This is a genomic window from Acidovorax sp. SUPP950 (assembly GCF_030158935.1).
GTDB lineage: Bacteria > Pseudomonadota > Gammaproteobacteria > Burkholderiales > Burkholderiaceae_C > Paracidovorax.
Genome location: NZ_BQXE01000001.1, coordinates 959941 through 975876, shown reverse-complemented (window position 1 = coordinate 975876; position 15936 = coordinate 959941). Strand labels below are relative to the sequence as shown.

The window sequence follows — 15936 nt, the reverse complement described above, 5'->3', positions numbered from 1 at the left end:
TCGCTTCCAAGGTCTTATCGGCGGGCAACCGCTTCGTCAAGGAGGTGGCGTCGAAAACGACGGGTCAGGCCAAGACCCAGTCGGGTGCCGCGCAGTCCCGGCCGCAGCAGGACACCGTGTTCTCCAAATTGAGTTCGCGTAACAATGGCGCGGCCGCCCGTCCGCAAGGCCCGCAGTCGCAACAGCCCCGGGCCAACCTGCAGTCGTTCCGGCCGGGAAACCAGCAGGCTGGCCTCGCTGGCCAACAGCAGCAGCGTGTGCAGACCCCAAGTTACCAGCACGCCACGGCTGCCGCGCCTTCTCCGCGGAAACAACAGCCCGGGCCCGCGGGCTTGAAGATGTTCGGCGATGGGCGCAGCAATGCACCTGCTTCCCAGCCGGGAGTGCACCGCACGTCGATGCGCCCCACCGGTTCGTCCAGCTCCCTCAGCTCGCTGAGCTCCTGGGGTTCCTCCAATTCTTCGAGCTCCCTCAGCTCCTGGAGCTCCACCAGTTCCTCGGGCTCTTCGAGCCCCTCACGCCCCACGAGCCCGTCGCGCCCCTCGACCCCGACGAGTCCTTCGCGTCCCACGACCCCTGCAAGCCCCGCCCGTCCGACGAGCACGGCGCAAGCTGCAAGGCCTCAGCAGGCAGCCACCTCTGCGAGTTTCGGGCGGACCAGGCCCCAGTCCTCGGAAGCCGATACGGCCCAGCCCAAATTGCAGTTCATCCGCGGAACCCGGCAGGTCAAGGCGCAATACCTGGAGGCCAAGGCCCGCATGGAGGCCGTGATCAGGGAGCACCATCAGGTGGACACGGCGTTGGACAACGCGACCGATGCCATGTCCGACAAGGAGTACGACGCGCTGAGCGCACGGTATGAGACCCTGTCCGCTCAGAAAAAGGCAGTGGTCCGTGAACACAACGCCCTTCGCAACGAAATGGCGAGGATGAACATTCCTGTGGTGCACCATGTGAGCCAGGCACTGACGGCCAACCTTCCGATGCTGGAGAAACTGGCGGACCTGTCCGGCAAGTTCACCAAGGTCGATCAGACGGGCATGGCCTTCGATCTGGAGGGCACGATGCGCCGGAGCGGCGCGAAGATGGTGAGTACCTTCAAGACCGCCCAGGAGTTCGACGAACTGTCGGGCCAGCGCGATGCGATCATCAAGAGCCAGGCCCAGCTCAAGCAATTGCTCGCCAGCGACGAGATGGACGGCCTGCGCTATGCCGATCCCAAGCTGCATGCCTCACTCAGCCAGATGGCGAAGATGGACCTCGGCCAGTCTTTCCGCAAGCTGGACGCCCTGCAAAGCGTGGCCAAGGACATCGAAGAAGCGTTCGACAGCCAGGGGCTGTCGTCAATGCTGTACTCGACTCCCAGCACGCCAGAAGAAATTCGGGAGCGCAAGGAAAAAGAGTTGCGAGAACACCAGGAGGCGATCGACCAAGGCTACATGTAAGCCGGTGGACCGGGGGCCATCGGCTCCGGGCCCCCACTGCCTGCCGCCATGGTGGCAGGCGGGCCTCAGAAGGCGATCTGCTCCACACCCATGTCGCTCGGCCGGCGCAGCGCCTCTTTCATGAACATGCTCATTGGGAGCATGCCTTGCTGCTCCACGCTGAACCACTTCTTGTACAGCGCGGCCATCTCGCCGCCCTGGATCATGCGGCGCGTCACGCGGTCCACCAGTTCCTTGAACTTGGGATCGTCCTTGCGCAGGCCGATGCTGTAGGGCTCCAGCGACAGGCGCTTTTCCAGGAACTGGTAGTCGTCCACGTTCTTGCCCAGGCGGGTGAGCGGAATCCAGATGCCCGCATCGTCGGCGAAGGCGGCATCGGCCTCGCCCTTGACCAGCGCGCCCACCACGTCGATCGTGCTGTCGGCCAGCACGTAGTTGAAGTGGCGGTTGTAGGTGCGCTCGTTGGCGCGCAGCAGCCCTTCGTTGGTGGTCTTGCCCTGCACGGCGATCTTCTTGCCCTGCAGGTCGTCCAGTGTCTTGATGCCCGAGTTCTTGCGCACGAGGAACGAAGAGGTCGCCACGAAGATGTGGTGGCTGAACGCGATCTCCTTTTGCCGCGCGGCCGTGTTGGCGGTGCCGCCGCACTCCAGGTCCACCACGCCGTCCTTCACGTCGCTGATGCGGTTCTTGCCGTCCACCAGCAGGTAGTGCACGCGCAGGTCGGGGCGTTTGAGCTCCTTCTTGATCTCGTCGAAGATCTGCAGGCACACGTCTACCGTGTAGCCCTTCACCGCGCCGTTGGCGTCCTTGAACGAAAACGGCAGGGACTTTTCGCGGTGGCCCAGCTTCAGCTCGCCCGAGCTGGCGATGCGCGCCAGGGTGTCTTCCGCCCACGCGGGGGCAGCGCTGCCGAACGCGGCCAGGGCCGCCATGAGCGCCCAGGGGCGCAGTCGAGAAAGGAGATGCATGGGTGGAGGCGAAAAAGGCGGATGAAGGAGGGCGGCGGATGCGCCGGTGCCCGCACGGGCGAAAACCGCAAAGTGTATGTGCGTGTAACGAAAAAAGGCAGGGCCTGCCCGCGCCCCCGCGTGCAGGTGCGTCTTATTCGCCACACCGGCGACGGCGCAGCCCCGGGTTAGCGCCCTCACTCAGCACTCGACCACGTTCACCGCCAGCCCGCCGCGCGAGGTTTCCTTGTATTTGCTCTTCATGTCGGCACCGGTCTGCATCATGGTCTTGATGACCTGATCGAGCGAGACCATGTGCGTGCCGTTGCCGCGCAGGGCCATGCGCGCGGCGTTGATGGCCTTGATCGCGCCCATCGCGTTGCGCTCGATGCAGGGGATCTGCACCAGCCCGCCCACCGGGTCGCACGTCATGCCCAGGTTGTGCTCCATGCCGATCTCGGCCGCGTTCTCCACCTGCGCGGGCGTGCCGCCCATCACCGCCGCCAGCGCGCCGGCCGCCATCGAGCAGGCCACGCCCACCTCGCCCTGGCAGCCCACCTCGGCACCCGAGAGCGATGCGTTTTCCTTGTAGATGATGCCGATGGCACCGGCCGTGAGCAGGAAGTCGGCGATGCCGTCCTCGTCGGCGCCGGGCACGAACTTCACGTAGTAGTGCAGCACCGCCGGGATCACGCCGGCCGCGCCGTTGGTGGGCGCGGTCACGACGCGCCCGCCCGCCGCGTTCTCCTCGTTGACGGCCATGGCGTAGAGGTTGATCCAGTCCAGCATCGACAGCGGATCGCGCAGCGCCTCCTCGGCGCGGCCGGACAGCGTCTGGTGCAGCTGGCCCGCGCGGCGCTGCAGCCGCATGGGGCCGGGCAGGCTGCCGTGGCTGGCGCAGCCGCGCTGCACGGCGCCGGCCATGGTCTGCCAGATCTGCAGCAGTCGCTGGCGCACGTGCGCGCGGCTGTGCCAGTGCCCTTCGTTGGCCAGCGTGACGGCGGCGATGCTCTGCCCGGTGGCGGCGCATTGGGCCAGCAGTTCGGCGGCGGTGCGGTAGGGGTGCGGCAGTCCCATGCCGGAACCTGCTGCGCCCTGGTCCAGGGCCTCGACGCTGTTGAGCACCCGCTGGCCGCCTTCGTCCACCACGAAGCCGCCGCCCACCGAGTAGTAGGTGCGCGTGAGCAGCAGTTCGCCCTGCGCCCCATGGGCATGCAGGCTCAGGCCGTTGGGGTGAAACGGCAGGCTCTTGCGCCGGAACAGCAGGTGCTCCTTTTCGATGAAGGCGATGCGGTGCGTGCCCAGCAGGTCGATTTGGCCGCCCGTGCGGATCGCCTCGACTGTCGGGCCGATCCGGTCCGGGTCGATGCGGTCGGGCTCGTGCCCGGCCAGGCCCAGCAGCACGGCGCGGTCGGTGCCGTGGCCGATGCCGGTGGCGGCCAGCGAGCCGAACAGCTCCACCACCACGCGGTGCACGGGCGCCAGGCCCATGCAATCGCGCAGGGCGACGGCGAACTGCCGCGCCGCGATCATGGGGCCGACGGTGTGGGAGCTGGACGGGCCGATGCCGATCTTGAACAGGTCGAAAACGCTGACGGACATGGCGGGCAATGAGGGCTGTGGGGCGCGCAGGCTAACCGGCTGGCGGGGGCCGGGCATGCTCGCTATCCCGGGGCGGCCTTGCGCGAGGCCTGTGCCTTACCGGCTCAATCAAAATCGATTGCTACAAAAAATATAGCGTCATGCCCTAGTACTCATTGTGCTGAAGGCCGATTCGATGCCTGGATTATCGGCCTACAGAGCCGCGACTGAAGCCGCGCTTGCCGGGCATGAATTCGCCTTACATCGCCACGGCCCGGCCCAGCATGCGGGCCCAGTCCAGCGGGCGCAAACGCGGGCGGGTGTGCAGGCTGTCGCCGTCGAGCGCCTCCACCTTGTCCAGGATGCGCAGTCCGCCCTGCACGACCAGGCGCAGCTCCCAGCCGGCGCGCCCGGGCAGGCGGTGCACCAGGGGCGCGCCTTGGTCCATCAGCCCGCGCGCCCAGGCCGCGCAGTCGTTGACCAGCGCGCGCGTGGCGGGCGTGGTGCGCAGCGTGGACAGGGCTGCGCGGTCCACGCCGTGCGCCGCGCAGTCGGCGTCGGTGAGGTAGTGGCGCCCGCGCGGAATGTCCACGCTCAGGTCCTGCCAGAAGTTGATGAGCTGCAGCGCCGAGCAGATGGCGTCGCTGCGCGCGAGCGATTCGGCATCGTGCACACCGTAGAGGTGCAGCAGCAGCCGGCCGACGGGATTGGCCGAGCGCCGGCAGTAATCCAGCAGTTCGGCCCGGTCGGCGTACACGGCGCCGTCCCGCGTGCGGGCGATGTCCTGCGTGAACGCGCTCAGCAGGTCGGCCAGCAGCGGCACGGGCAGGGCATGGCTGCGCAGCACGGCCTGCAGCGGGCCGAAGATGGCGGCCCAGCGCGCGCCGGGCGGGTGGCCGGCGGCGATGGACTGCAGTTCGGCCCCATAGGCTGCCAGGTCCGCCAGGCGCTCGTCCGGGCCGGCGTCCCCTTCGTCGGCCAGGTCGTCCGCGGCGCGGGCGAAGGCGTAGATGGCCGCGATGGGCTGGCGCAGGTGCGGTGGGCACAGCAGCGAGGCCACGGGAAAGTTTTCGTAGTGCGTCACGGCCGGCGCCTGGGGGGGGCCGGGCGGTGCGGAGCGGGGGCGGGGATCGGAGGAGGGAAGCGTCACGGCGCGATTGTCGCTTGACAAGGTGACGGGGCTTCTCATAGATTACTAACCAGTCAGTCATTAAAACGAACCGCTTTCCCGGAACCAGCATGAACACCTCTGTCGCGCCGCGGCTTTCCCGGCCGTTCCCCTCGCAGCCCCGTCACGGGGCATTTTCTTGGGTGCAGCGCGCGATGGGGGGGCTGGCCGTCGGCGCGGCCGTCCTCGCGGGCGTGGGCTGCTCCAAGCCCGAGCCCGCCCCCGAGCCGGTGCGCTCGGTCAAGCTGCTCACCGTGGGCGCCGCCCCGCTGAACACCCAGCTCGAATATGCCGGCGAGGTGCGCGCGCGCATCGAATCGCGCCTGGGCTTTCGGGTGGCGGGCAAAATCGTGCAGCGCCAGGCCGAACTGGGCCAGCGCGTGCAGGCCGGCCAGGTGCTGGCCCAGCTCGACCCGCGCGACTACCAACTGGCCGCCGACGCGTCGCGCGCGCAGGTGGCCTCCGCCGCCACGCAGCGGGACCTGGCCGCCGCCGATTACCAGCGCTACGCCGCGCTCAAGGCGCAGAACTTCATCAGCGGCGCCGAACTGGAGCGCCGCGCCTCCACCCTCAAGGCCGCCGAGGCCTCGCTCGACCAGGCGCGTGCGCAACTGGCCTCGCAGGGCAACCAGACCGGCTACACGCGGCTGGTGGCCGACGTGTCGGGCGTGGTCACCAGCATCGATGCCGAGCCGGGCCAGGTGGTGTCCGCCGGCACGCCGGTGGTGCGCATTGCTCAGGACGGCCCCCGCGACGTGGTCTTCGTCGTGCCGGAAGACAAGGTCGCCCGCGTCAAGGCCGGCCAGCCGGTGGCCGTGCGGTCGTGGTCGGGCGGCGCGCCTTTGACCGGCCGGGTGCGCGAGGTGGCGGCCAGCGCCGATGCTGTCACCCGCACCTTCCAGATCAAGGTGGCCATCGAAGGCGCCGAGGCGCCGCCGCTCGGCGCCACCGTGTACGTCACGCCCGAGGCCCTGGGCCAGGCCGGCCAGCAGGCCATCAAGCTTCCCACCAGCGCGCTGCGCCAGGACGGCCAGCAGACGGCCGTGTGGGTCTTCGACGCCGCCAGCGGCACCGTGCGGTCGCAAACCGTGCAGATCGCCACGGCGGACGGCAACGAGGCCGTGGTGGCTTCGGGGCTGGCCCCGGGCATGCAGGTGGTGGCCACGGGCGTGCACGTGCTGTCGCCCGGCCAGAAGGTCGTGCCGTACCAGCCCAAAACGCCTGCAGCGCAATCCAGTCCAGCGCAGACGGCTGTCAATGGCGTGGCAAGTCCCGCCAGTGCCGCGGCCTCCGGCCCGGCACCCGCCGCGACCGCATCGTCCGCCCGCTGAAGGCCGCTCCATGACGCAGATCCAGCCGAAAGAGGGCTTCAACCTCTCCAAATGGGCGCTCGACCATCCGGCGCTCACCCGCTACCTGATGATCGTGCTGATGCTGATGGGCTTTGGCGCCTACTTCCAGCTCGGGCAGGACGAGGACCCCCCGTTCACCTTCCGCGCGATGGTGGTGCGCACCTACTGGCCCGGCGCCACGGCGCAGCAGGTGGCCGAGCAGGTCACCGACAAGCTCGAACGCACGCTGCAGGAGGTGCCGTACGCCGACAAGATCCGCAGCTACTCCAAGCCCGGCGAGTCGCAGATCATCTTCAACATCAAGGACTCGTCCAAGTCCGGCGACGTGCCCAACGTCTGGTACACGGTCCGAAAGAAGATCGGTGACATGCGCGCCACCCTGCCGCAGGGCGTGCAGGGGCCGTTCTTCAACGACGACTTCGGCGACGTCTACGGCGTGATCTACGCGCTGGAGTCCGAGGGCTTCAGCTACGCCGAGATGAAGACCTTCGCCGACGACGTGCGCCAGCAGCTGCTGCGCGTGCCCGACGTGGCCAAGGTCGAGCAATTCGGCGTGCAGGACGAGAAGCTCTACATCGAAATCTCGCAAAAGCGCCTCGCGCAACTGGGCCTGGACATGAACCAGGTGCTGTCGCAGCTGGGCCAGCAGAACGCGGTGGAAAGCGGCGGCATCATCCAGACGCCGCAGGACCAGGTCCAGGTGCGTGTGGCGGGGCAGTTCGGTGCGGTCGAAGACCTGCGCGCCATGCCGATCCGCGGCGCCTCGGGCGCGCAGCTGCGCCTGGGCGACATCGCCGACATCCACCGCGGCTACGTGGAGCCGCCGGCCGTGAAGGTGCGCCACCAGGGCCAGGAAGTGATCGCGCTCGGCGTGTCGATGGCCAAGGGCGGCGACATCATCCGCCTGGGCGAAGCGCTGAAGACCGCCACGCAGAACATCGAAAAGACCCTGCCGGCCGGCGTGCGGTTCGTGAACGTGCAGGACCAGCCCAAGTCGGTGTCCTCGTCGGTCAACGAGTTCGTGAAGGTGCTGATCGAAGCCGTGGTGATCGTGCTGGCCGTGAGCTTCCTGGCGCTGGGGCTGCACAAGCGCCCGGGCCGCCATCCGCTGTGGAAGCGCTGGACGCTGGACGTCCGCCCGGGCCTGGTGGTGGGCATCACCATTCCGCTGGTGCTGGCCGTCACGTTCCTGGCCATGTGGTACTGGAACATCGGGCTGCACAAGATCTCTCTGGGCTCGCTCATCATCGCGCTGGGCCTGCTGGTGGACGACGCCATCATTGCCGTCGAGATGATGGTGCGCAAGATGGAGGAGGGCTACGACAAGGTGCGCGCCGCCACCTTCGCCTACGAGATCACCGCCATGCCGATGCTGACCGGCACGCTGATCACGGCGGCGGGCTTTCTGCCGATCGGCATCGCTAAGTCGGTGACGGGGGAATACACCTTCGCGATCTTTGCCGTCACGGTGATCGCGCTGGTGCTGTCGTGGCTGGTCTCGGTGTACTTCGTGCCGTACCTGGGCACGCTGCTGCTCAAGAAGCCGCCGCACGTGCACACTGGCCCGGACGGCCAGCCGCACGAGGCGTTCGACAGCGGGTTCTACAACGTCTTTCGCCGCTGCGTGGACTGGTGCGTGCGCTACCGCTGGATCACCATCGGGCTCACGGTGGCCACCTTCGCGCTCGGCATCGTCGGCATGGGCCGCGTGCAGCAGCAGTTCTTCCCGGATTCGAGCCGCCCTGAAATCCTGATGGACATCTGGTTCCCGGAAGGCACCTCGTTCGAAGCCAACGAAGAGGTCACGCGCCGCGTCGAGCAGCGCCTGCGGGCCGAGGCGGGCGTGTCCACCGTCAGCGTGTGGGTGGGCTCGGGCGTGCCGCGCTTTTATCTGCCGCTGGACCAGGTCTTTCCGCAGACCAACGTGTCGCAGTTCATCGTGATTCCGCAGGACCTGCGCGTGCGCGAGTCGCTGCGCGTCGGGTTGCCCGAGCTCATGGCGCGCGAGTTTCCCGAGGTGCGGGCGCGTGTAAAGCTGCTGCCCAACGGGCCACCCGTGCCTTACCCGGTGCAGTTCCGCGTGGTGGGCACCGATCCCGCCGTGCTACGCGCCCGGGCCGACGAGGTCAAGGCCATCCTGCGCGACCACCCGCAGATGCGCGGCGTGAACGACAACTGGAACGAATCCGTCAAGGTCATGCGCCTGGAAGTCGACCAGGACAAGGCCCGCGCCCTGGGCGTGACCAGCCAGTCCATCGCCCAGGCCGCACGCACCGTCTTCACCGGCACGACCGTGGGCCAATACCGCGAGGGCGACAAGCTCATCGACATCGTGTTCCGCCAGCCGCCGGACGAACGCAAGGCCATCACCGACGTGGCCAATGCCTACCTGCCCACGGCCTCGGGCAAGTCGATTCCGCTCACGCAGATCGCTCGGCCGGTGTTCACCTGGGAGCCGGGCGTGATGTGGCGCGAGAACCGCGACTACGCCATCACGGTGCAGGGCGACGTCATCGAAGGCCTGCAGGGCGCGACCGTCACCGAAGCGCTGGTGCCCGGCCTGCGGCAGCTGGAGGCGAAGTGGCATGCGGCCGGCCAGGGCGGCTACCGCATCGAGGTGGCGGGTGCCGTGGAGGAAAGCTCCAAGGGTTCGGCTTCCATCGCCGCGGGCGTGCCGATCATGCTGTTCATCACGTTCACCCTGCTCATGCTCCAGCTGCACAGCTTCAGCCGCGCGGTGCTGGTGTTCCTTACCGGGCCGCTGGGCATTGCCGGGGTGGCGGGGGCGCTGCTGCTGCTGGGCCGGCCGTTCGGGTTCGTGGCGCTGCTGGGGGTGATCGCACTCATGGGCATGATCCAGCGCAACTCTGTCATCCTGATCGACCAGATCGAGCAGGACCGCGCGCGGGGCGTACCCGCGTGGGACGCCATCGTGGAGTCGGCCGTTCGCCGGCTGCGCCCCATCGTGCTCACGGCTGCCGCGGCGGTGCTGGCCATGATCCCGCTGTCGCGCAGCGTGTTCTGGGGCCCGATGGCCGTGGCCATCATGGGCGGCCTGATCGTGGCGACGGTGCTCACGCTGCTGGCGCTGCCGGCCATGTACGCGGCCTGGTTCCGCGTGAAAGAGCCTGATCCGCACGCGCCGAAACCGGCGTGACCGGAGGCGGTCCGCCGACAAGGTAAAATCGAAGGTTGACCAATTTCACACAGGTGGCCGGCCCTGCCGGTCGCCTGTTTTGTCTGTAAGTTTGCGCGGGTGGCGAAATTGGTAGACGCACCAGGTTTAGGTCCTGACGCCAGCAATGGTGTGGGGGTTCGAGTCCCCCCCCGCGCACCACGGTGCGGCTGCAAAAGCAGCCGTCACGGTCCCCCATATTCATAGAGGAAGAGCCATGGCCGTTACTGTTGAAACCCTTGAAAAGCTCGAGCGCAAGATCACGCTGAGCTTGCCCCTCACCGCGATCCAGTCCGAGGTCGACTCGCGCCTCAAGCGCCTGGCCCGCACCGTGAAGATGGACGGTTTCCGTCCTGGCAAGGTGCCGATGAACGTCGTGGCCCAGCGCTATGGCTACTCGGTCCAGTACGAAGTGCTGAACGACAAGGTCGGCGAGGCGTTCGCCCAGGCCGCCAACGAAGCCAACCTGCGCGTGGCCGGTCAGCCCCGCATCACCGAAAAAGACGGCGCTCCGGAAGGCCAAGTCACCTTCGACGCCATTTTCGAAGTGTTCCCTGAAGTCAAGATCGCCGATCTGGCTGGTGCCGAAGTCGAAAAGCTGTCCGCCGAAGTCACCGACGCCGCCATCGACAAGACCATCGACATCCTGCGCAAGCAGCGCCGCAGCTTCGCCCAGCGTGCGCAAGCCGCCGCCGCCGAAGACGGCGACCGCGTGACGGTCGACTTCGAAGGCAAGATCGATGGCGAAACCTTCTCCGGCGGCAAGGCCGAAGACTTCCAGTTCCTGGTCGGCGAAGGCCAGATGCTCAAGGAATTCGAAGACGCCGTTCGTGGCATGAAGTCCGGCGAAAGCAAGACCTTCCCGCTGGCCTTCCCCGAGGACTACCACGGCAAGGACGTGGCCGGCAAGACGGCTGACTTCATGGTCACCGTGAAGAAGATCGAAGCCGCCCACCTGCCCGAAGTGAACGAGCAGCTCGCCAAGTCCCTCGGCATCGCCGACGGCACGGTCGACGGCCTGCGCGCCGACATCAAGAAAAACCTGGAACGCGAAGTCAAGTTCCGCCTGCTGGCTCGCAACAAGCAGGCCGTGATGGACGCCCTGGTGTCCAAGGCCGAGCTGGATCTGCCCAATGCCAGCGTGCAGGCCGAAATCGCCCGCCTGCTGGAAGGCGCCCGTGCCGACCTGAAGCAACGCGGCATCAAGGACGCCGACAAGGCCGAAATCCCGGAAGACGTGTTCCGTCCCCAGGCCGAGCGCCGCGTGCGCCTGGGCCTTGTGGTGGCCGAACTGGTGCGCGCCAATGAACTGCACGCCAAGCCTGAGCAACTGAAGGCCCACGTGGACGAACTGGCCGCCAGCTACGAAAAGCCGGAAGACGTCGTGCGCTGGTACTTCGGCGACCGCCAGCGTCTGGCCGAAGTCGAGGCCGTCGTCATCGAAAACAACGTGACCGACTTCGTGATGGGCAAGGCCAAGGTGACGGACAAGTCCGTTTCCTTCGACGAACTGATGGGCCAGGGCTGATGCGCTGCTGCCGCCGGACCGCCCGATTGCGGTTTCTGGCGGCTGGATGACATCGGGGGCTTGTGCTTGCGTGCACAAGCCCCAATTCATTTCTGGGTACAGTATCCGCATGACAGGAGAAAACATGAGTGCACTGGAAACACAAGCCTTGGGCATGGTCCCCATGGTCATCGAGCAGTCGGGGCGTGGCGAACGCTCCTACGACATCTATTCGCGGCTGCTGAAAGAGCGCATTATTTTTTTGGTGGGCGAGGTCAATGACCAGACCGCCAACCTCGTGGTGGCCCAGTTGCTGTTCCTCGAAAGCGAGAACCCCGACAAGGACATCTCGTTCTACATCAACTCCCCGGGCGGCAGTGTCACGGCCGGCATGGCGATCTACGACACCATGCAGTTCATCAAGCCCGATGTGTCTACCATGTGCGTGGGCTTTGCCGCGAGCATGGGCGCCTTCTTGCTGGCCGCCGGTGCCAAGGGCAAGCGGTTTTCGCTGCCGAACTCCAAGATCATGATCCACCAGGTGCTGGGCGGAGCCCGCGGCCAGGCGACGGACATCGAAATCCACGCACGCGACATTCTGCGTACCAAGGATCAGATGAACCGCATCCTGGCGGAACGCACCGGACAGCCCCTGGACAAGGTCAAGAACGACACGGAGCGCGACTACTTCCTCACGGCCGATGAAGCCAAGGAATACGGTCTGGTCGATCAGGTGATCGCCAAGCGCCCCTGATCGCTCCCGCAAGGGAATACGCGGCGTTTTCCCCAGGGAAGACGCCGTTTTTTATTTCGTTATCATCCCGACAACGTTCCGCAACACGAGGCATTGCCCCCATGGCCGAGAAAAAAGGCTCTTCCAGCGAAAAAACCCTTTACTGCTCCTTCTGCGGCAAAAGCCAGCACGAGGTAAAGAAGCTGATCGCCGGTCCGTCGGTTTTTATCTGCGACGAGTGCATCGACCTGTGCAATGAAATCATTCGCGACGAGCTTCCCGCAGCCGACGGCACGCGCGAATCGCGTGGCGACCTTCCCACCCCCGCGGAGATCAAGGCGAACCTGGACAGCTACGTCATCGGCCAGGACTTCGCCAAGCGCACGCTGGCCGTGGCCGTGTACAACCACTACAAGCGGTTGCGCCACAAGGACAAAGCCGGCAAGGACGAGGTGGAACTGTCCAAGAGCAACATCCTGCTGATCGGGCCCACCGGCTCGGGCAAGACGCTGCTGGCCCAGACGCTGGCCCGCATGCTGGACGTGCCTTTCGTGATGGCGGACGCCACCACCCTGACCGAGGCCGGCTACGTGGGTGAAGACGTCGAGAACATCGTGCAAAAGCTCCTGCAAAGCTGCAACTACGAGGTGGAACGGGCCCAGCGCGGCATCGTCTACATCGACGAGATCGACAAGATTTCCCGCAAGTCGGACAACCCGTCCATCACGCGGGACGTGTCGGGCGAAGGGGTTCAGCAGGCGCTGCTCAAGCTCATCGAAGGCACCATGGCCAGCGTGCCCCCGCAGGGTGGCCGCAAGCATCCCAACCAGGACTTCCTGCAGATCGACACGACGAACATCCTGTTCATCTGCGGCGGCGCGTTCGCGGGCCTGGAGAAGGTGATCGAGAACCGCACAGAAGCCTCGGGCATCGGTTTTGGCGCGTCGGTCAAGAGCAAGAAGCAACGGTCCCTGACCGAGGTGTTCACCGAGATCGAGCCGGAAGATCTGATCAAATTCGGCCTCATTCCCGAACTGGTGGGCCGCATGCCCGTCGTGACGGCCCTGGCCGAACTCAGCGAAGATGCGCTCGTCCAGATCCTGACGGAGCCCAAGAACGCACTGGTCAAGCAGTACAACAAGCTGCTGTCCATGGAGGGCGTGGATCTGGAGATTCGCCCTGCGGCGCTCAAGGCCATTGCCCGTAAGGCGCTCGCCCGCAAGACCGGCGCCCGTGGCTTGCGATCGATACTGGAGCAATCGCTGATCAGCACCATGTTCGACCTTCCCAATGCCACCAATGTGGAAAAAGTGGTGGTGGACGAGTCCACCATCGAGGAAAACAAGGCGCCCCTGCTCGTGTACCGAGAGGCCGCTAAGAAAGCCTGAGGCGCGGCCCGCCGGTAACGCAGCAGCCGCCTGCAGTCCTCTTCGCCTGCAACCCATCGCCTTCGCTTCACCGGTGATCTTGGTGGGTTGAAAAATCTCGCTGTTGGACCATATTCCAAGCAGCTTCATGAGGATTTCCATGTCCGGACACACCCCACTGCCTGCCACCCCCATCGACCTTCCGTTGCTGCCGTTGCGCGACGTTGTGGTCTTCCCCCACATGGTGATCCCACTGTTCGTGGGACGCCCCAAGAGCATCAAGGCGTTGGAATTGGCCATGGACGCCGACCGGCGGATCATGCTGGTCGCCCAGAAAACCGCCGCCAAGGATGAGCCCCTCGTCTCGGACATGTTCGACGTGGGTTGCGTTTCCACGATCCTGCAGATGCTGAAATTGCCCGATGGCACCGTCAAGGTGTTGGTCGAAGGGCAGCAGCGGGCGCTCGTTTCCGCCATCCAGGACAACGAAACGCATTTCACCGCGACCGTGGCGCCTGTGGAAGCGCAGGAGGGCGAGACCAAACCCAGCGAGATCGAGGCCCTGCGCCGCGCGGTGATGCAGCAGTTCGACCAGTACGTCAAGCTGAACAAGAAGATTCCTCCGGAAATCCTCACCTCGATCTCCGCCATTGACGATCCAGGGCGTCTGGCGGACACCATTGCCGCCCACCTGCCGCTCAAGCTGGAAAACAAGCAGGTTGTGCTCGACCTGTCGGATGTGAAGCTGCGCCTGGAAAACCTCTTCGAGCAGCTGGATCGCGAAGTAGACATCCTCAATGTCGACAAGAAGATCCGTGGCCGCGTGAAGCGCCAGATGGAGAAGAACCAGCGCGACTTCTACTTGAACGAGCAGGTCAAGGCCATTCAGAAGGAGCTGGGCGAAGGCGAGGAAGGCGCGGACATCGAGGAGATCGAAAAGAAGATCAAGCTCGCAAAGATGCCCGCTGATGCGCGCAAGAAGGCGGACAGCGAGCTTAAAAAGCTCAAGCTCATGTCGCCCATGTCCGCCGAAGCCACGGTGGTGCGCAACTACATCGAAGTGCTCACCGGGTTGCCCTGGAGCAAAAAGACCAAGATCAAGCACGACCTTGCCAATGCCGAGGGCGTGCTCAATGAAGACCACTACGGCCTCGACAAGGTCAAGGACCGCATCCTGGAATACCTCGCGGTCCAGCAGCGCGTGGACAAGGTCAAGGCCCCTATTCTGTGCCTAGTGGGGCCTCCTGGCGTTGGCAAGACCTCGCTCGGGCAGTCGATTGCCAAGGCCACCGGGCGTAAATACGTGCGCATGGCGTTGGGCGGGATGCGTGACGAAGCGGAGATTCGCGGTCACCGCCGGACCTACATCGGCGCCATGCCGGGCAAGGTTCTGCAGAGCCTGAACAAGGTCGGTACGCGCAACCCGCTGTTCCTGCTGGACGAAATCGACAAGTTGGGTACGGATTTCCGGGGCGACCCTTCGAGCGCCCTGCTGGAAGTGCTCGATCCCGAGCAGAACCACAAGTTCGGCGACCACTACGTCGAAGTCGATTTCGATTTGAGCGACGTGATGTTCGTCGCCACCTCCAATTCGATGAACATCCCGCCGGCGCTGCTGGACCGGATGGAAGTGATCCGCCTGTCGGGCTACACCGAAGACGAGAAAACCAACATCGCCATGAAGTACCTGCTGCCCAAGCAGATGGGCAACAACGGCGTCAAAGATGAGGAACTGCAAGTCACCGAGTCGGCGGTGCGGGACGTTGTTCGCTACTACACGCGCGAAGCAGGGGTGCGTTCGCTGGAGCGTGAGTTGTCCAAGATCTGCCGCAAGGTAGTCAAGGGGTTGCAGCTCAAGCAACTGACGCCGCAAGTCGTGGTGACTGAGGACAACCTCCCCGACTATCTTGGCGTGCGCAAGTACACCTATGGCCGTGCGGAGCAGCAGAACCAGGTGGGGCAGGTGGTCGGCTTGGCATGGACCGAAGTGGGGGGCGATCTGCTCACCATCGAAGCGGCCACCATGCCCGGCAAAGGCGTGATCACGCGCACCGGTTCGCTGGGCGATGTCATGAAGGAATCGGTGGAAGCGGCACGAACCGTGGTGCGTAGCCGCTCTCGCATGCTTGGCATCAAGGACGAGACCTTTGAAAAGCGCGACATCCACATCCATGTGCCTGATGGTGCAACGCCCAAGGATGGACCCAGCGCCGGCGCGGCCATGACGACCGCTTTCGTTTCGGCGCTGACCGGGATCCCTGTGCGGGGCGATGTGGCGATGACCGGAGAAATCACCTTGCGAGGCGAGGTGACGGCGATCGGTGGGCTGAAGGAAAAGTTGTTGGCGGCACTGCGCGGCGGCATCAAGACCGTCTTGATCCCCGAAGAGAACGTCAAGGACCTGCAGGAGATTCCTGAGAACGTGAAGAGCGGGCTGGAAATCGTGCCGGTGAAGTGGATCGACAAGGTGCTGGAAGTGGCGCTCGAGCGCAAACCGATCGCGCTCACCGATGAAGAAATCGCTGCGGCAGTGCCTGCGCCCGAGGAAAAAACCTCTACCACTGCAGGCTCTGTGAAGCATTGATGGAAATTTGTCGAAAGCCTCCAAAAATTGCGCTACAATTCATCCCATCGATGCAAACGTTGTACAATGTGAGGCTT

General features: G+C 65.4%; 11 protein-coding genes and 1 tRNA gene. 8 read left to right on the top strand and 4 right to left on the bottom strand.

Going from position 1 to position 15936, the window contains the following annotated elements; genetic code table 11:
• Positions 1-271: 271 nt before the first annotated feature.
• The gene (locus AVME950_RS04635) at positions 272-571 is read right to left on the bottom strand and encodes a hypothetical protein (RefSeq protein WP_284428911.1); all 300 of its coding nucleotides are present in this window, start codon (positions 569-571) and stop codon (positions 272-274) included.
• A 127-nt stretch (positions 572-698) separates the two neighbouring features.
• Here AVME950_RS04635 and AVME950_RS04630 point away from each other — a divergent pair, with 127 nt between their 5' ends.
• The gene (locus AVME950_RS04630; protein ID WP_284428910.1) at positions 699-1445 is read left to right on the top strand and encodes a hypothetical protein; all 747 of its coding nucleotides are present in this window, start codon (positions 699-701) and stop codon (positions 1443-1445) included.
• Between the two features lie 65 nt (positions 1446-1510).
• On the opposite strand, the gene AVME950_RS04625 is transcribed toward AVME950_RS04630, so the two are convergent.
• The 3 genes from AVME950_RS04625 to hpnC all read right to left on the bottom strand — a co-directional run bounded on the left by AVME950_RS04625 (position 1511) and on the right by hpnC (position 5162).
• Positions 1511-2413, bottom strand: a complete 903-nt coding sequence (locus tag AVME950_RS04625; protein WP_284428909.1) for an amino acid ABC transporter substrate-binding protein — start codon at positions 2411-2413, stop codon at positions 1511-1513.
• 180 nt (positions 2414-2593) lie between these two features.
• Positions 2594-3994 carry an L-serine ammonia-lyase gene (locus AVME950_RS04620; RefSeq protein ID WP_284428908.1) on the bottom strand — a complete coding sequence of 467 codons (1401 nt, stop codon included), beginning with the start codon at positions 3992-3994 and terminating at the stop codon, positions 2594-2596.
• A 238-nt stretch (positions 3995-4232) separates the two neighbouring features.
• Positions 4233-5162, bottom strand: a complete 930-nt coding sequence (hpnC, locus tag AVME950_RS04615; protein ID WP_502869363.1) for a squalene synthase HpnC — start codon at positions 5160-5162, stop codon at positions 4233-4235.
• Between the two features lie 50 nt (positions 5163-5212).
• On the opposite strand from hpnC, the gene AVME950_RS04610 reads away from it, so the two are divergent.
• From AVME950_RS04610 to lon, 7 genes are all read left to right on the top strand, one after another.
• Entirely contained in the window at positions 5213-6472 is a 1260-nt protein-coding gene (locus AVME950_RS04610; RefSeq protein ID WP_498737984.1) for an efflux RND transporter periplasmic adaptor subunit, read from the top strand.
• Between the two features lie 10 nt (positions 6473-6482).
• Positions 6483-9650 carry an efflux RND transporter permease subunit gene (locus AVME950_RS04605; RefSeq protein ID WP_284428906.1) on the top strand — a complete coding sequence of 1056 codons (3168 nt, stop codon included), beginning with the start codon at positions 6483-6485 and terminating at the stop codon, positions 9648-9650.
• A 93-nt stretch (positions 9651-9743) separates the two neighbouring features.
• Positions 9744-9830: transfer RNA gene (locus AVME950_RS04600), tRNA-Leu, on the top strand.
• Positions 9831-9885: 55 nt separating this feature from the next.
• Positions 9886-11196, top strand: coding sequence for a trigger factor (gene tig, locus AVME950_RS04595; protein WP_272564309.1), 1311 nt, complete (start codon positions 9886-9888; stop codon positions 11194-11196).
• 124 nt (positions 11197-11320) lie between these two features.
• Complete coding sequence (gene clpP, locus AVME950_RS04590; protein ID WP_092740460.1) at positions 11321-11929, top strand: ATP-dependent Clp endopeptidase proteolytic subunit ClpP; 609 nt, start codon at positions 11321-11323, stop codon at positions 11927-11929.
• A gap of 101 nt (positions 11930-12030) precedes the next feature.
• On the top strand, positions 12031-13296 hold the full coding sequence (gene clpX / locus AVME950_RS04585) for an ATP-dependent Clp protease ATP-binding subunit ClpX (protein ID WP_092740458.1): 1266 nt from the start codon (positions 12031-12033) through the stop codon (positions 13294-13296).
• Positions 13297-13435: 139 nt separating this feature from the next.
• Positions 13436-15859, top strand: coding sequence for an endopeptidase La (lon, locus tag AVME950_RS04580; protein WP_284428905.1), 2424 nt, complete (start codon positions 13436-13438; stop codon positions 15857-15859).
• Positions 15860-15936 lie beyond the last annotated feature (77 nt).

Bases quoted from the DNA above. Each gene is read 5' to 3' on its own strand.
- AVME950_RS04625 (WP_284428909.1), bottom strand. From the start codon at position 2,413: ATGCATCTCCTTTCTCGACTGCGCCCCTGGGCGCTCATGGCGGCCCTG.
- AVME950_RS04620 (WP_284428908.1), bottom strand. From the start codon at position 3,994: ATGTCCGTCAGCGTTTTCGACCTGTTCAAGATCGGCATCGGCCCGTCC.
- hpnC (WP_502869363.1), bottom strand. From the start codon at position 5,162: ATGAGAAGCCCCGTCACCTTGTCAAGCGACAATCGCGCCGTGACGCTT.
- AVME950_RS04610 (WP_498737984.1), top strand. From the start codon at position 5,213: ATGAACACCTCTGTCGCGCCGCGGCTTTCCCGGCCGTTCCCCTCGCAG.
- AVME950_RS04605 (WP_284428906.1), top strand. From the start codon at position 6,483: ATGACGCAGATCCAGCCGAAAGAGGGCTTCAACCTCTCCAAATGGGCG.
- tig (WP_272564309.1), top strand. From the start codon at position 9,886: ATGGCCGTTACTGTTGAAACCCTTGAAAAGCTCGAGCGCAAGATCACG.
- clpP (WP_092740460.1), top strand. From the start codon at position 11,321: ATGAGTGCACTGGAAACACAAGCCTTGGGCATGGTCCCCATGGTCATC.
- clpX (WP_092740458.1), top strand. From the start codon at position 12,031: ATGGCCGAGAAAAAAGGCTCTTCCAGCGAAAAAACCCTTTACTGCTCC.
- lon (WP_284428905.1), top strand. From the start codon at position 13,436: ATGTCCGGACACACCCCACTGCCTGCCACCCCCATCGACCTTCCGTTG.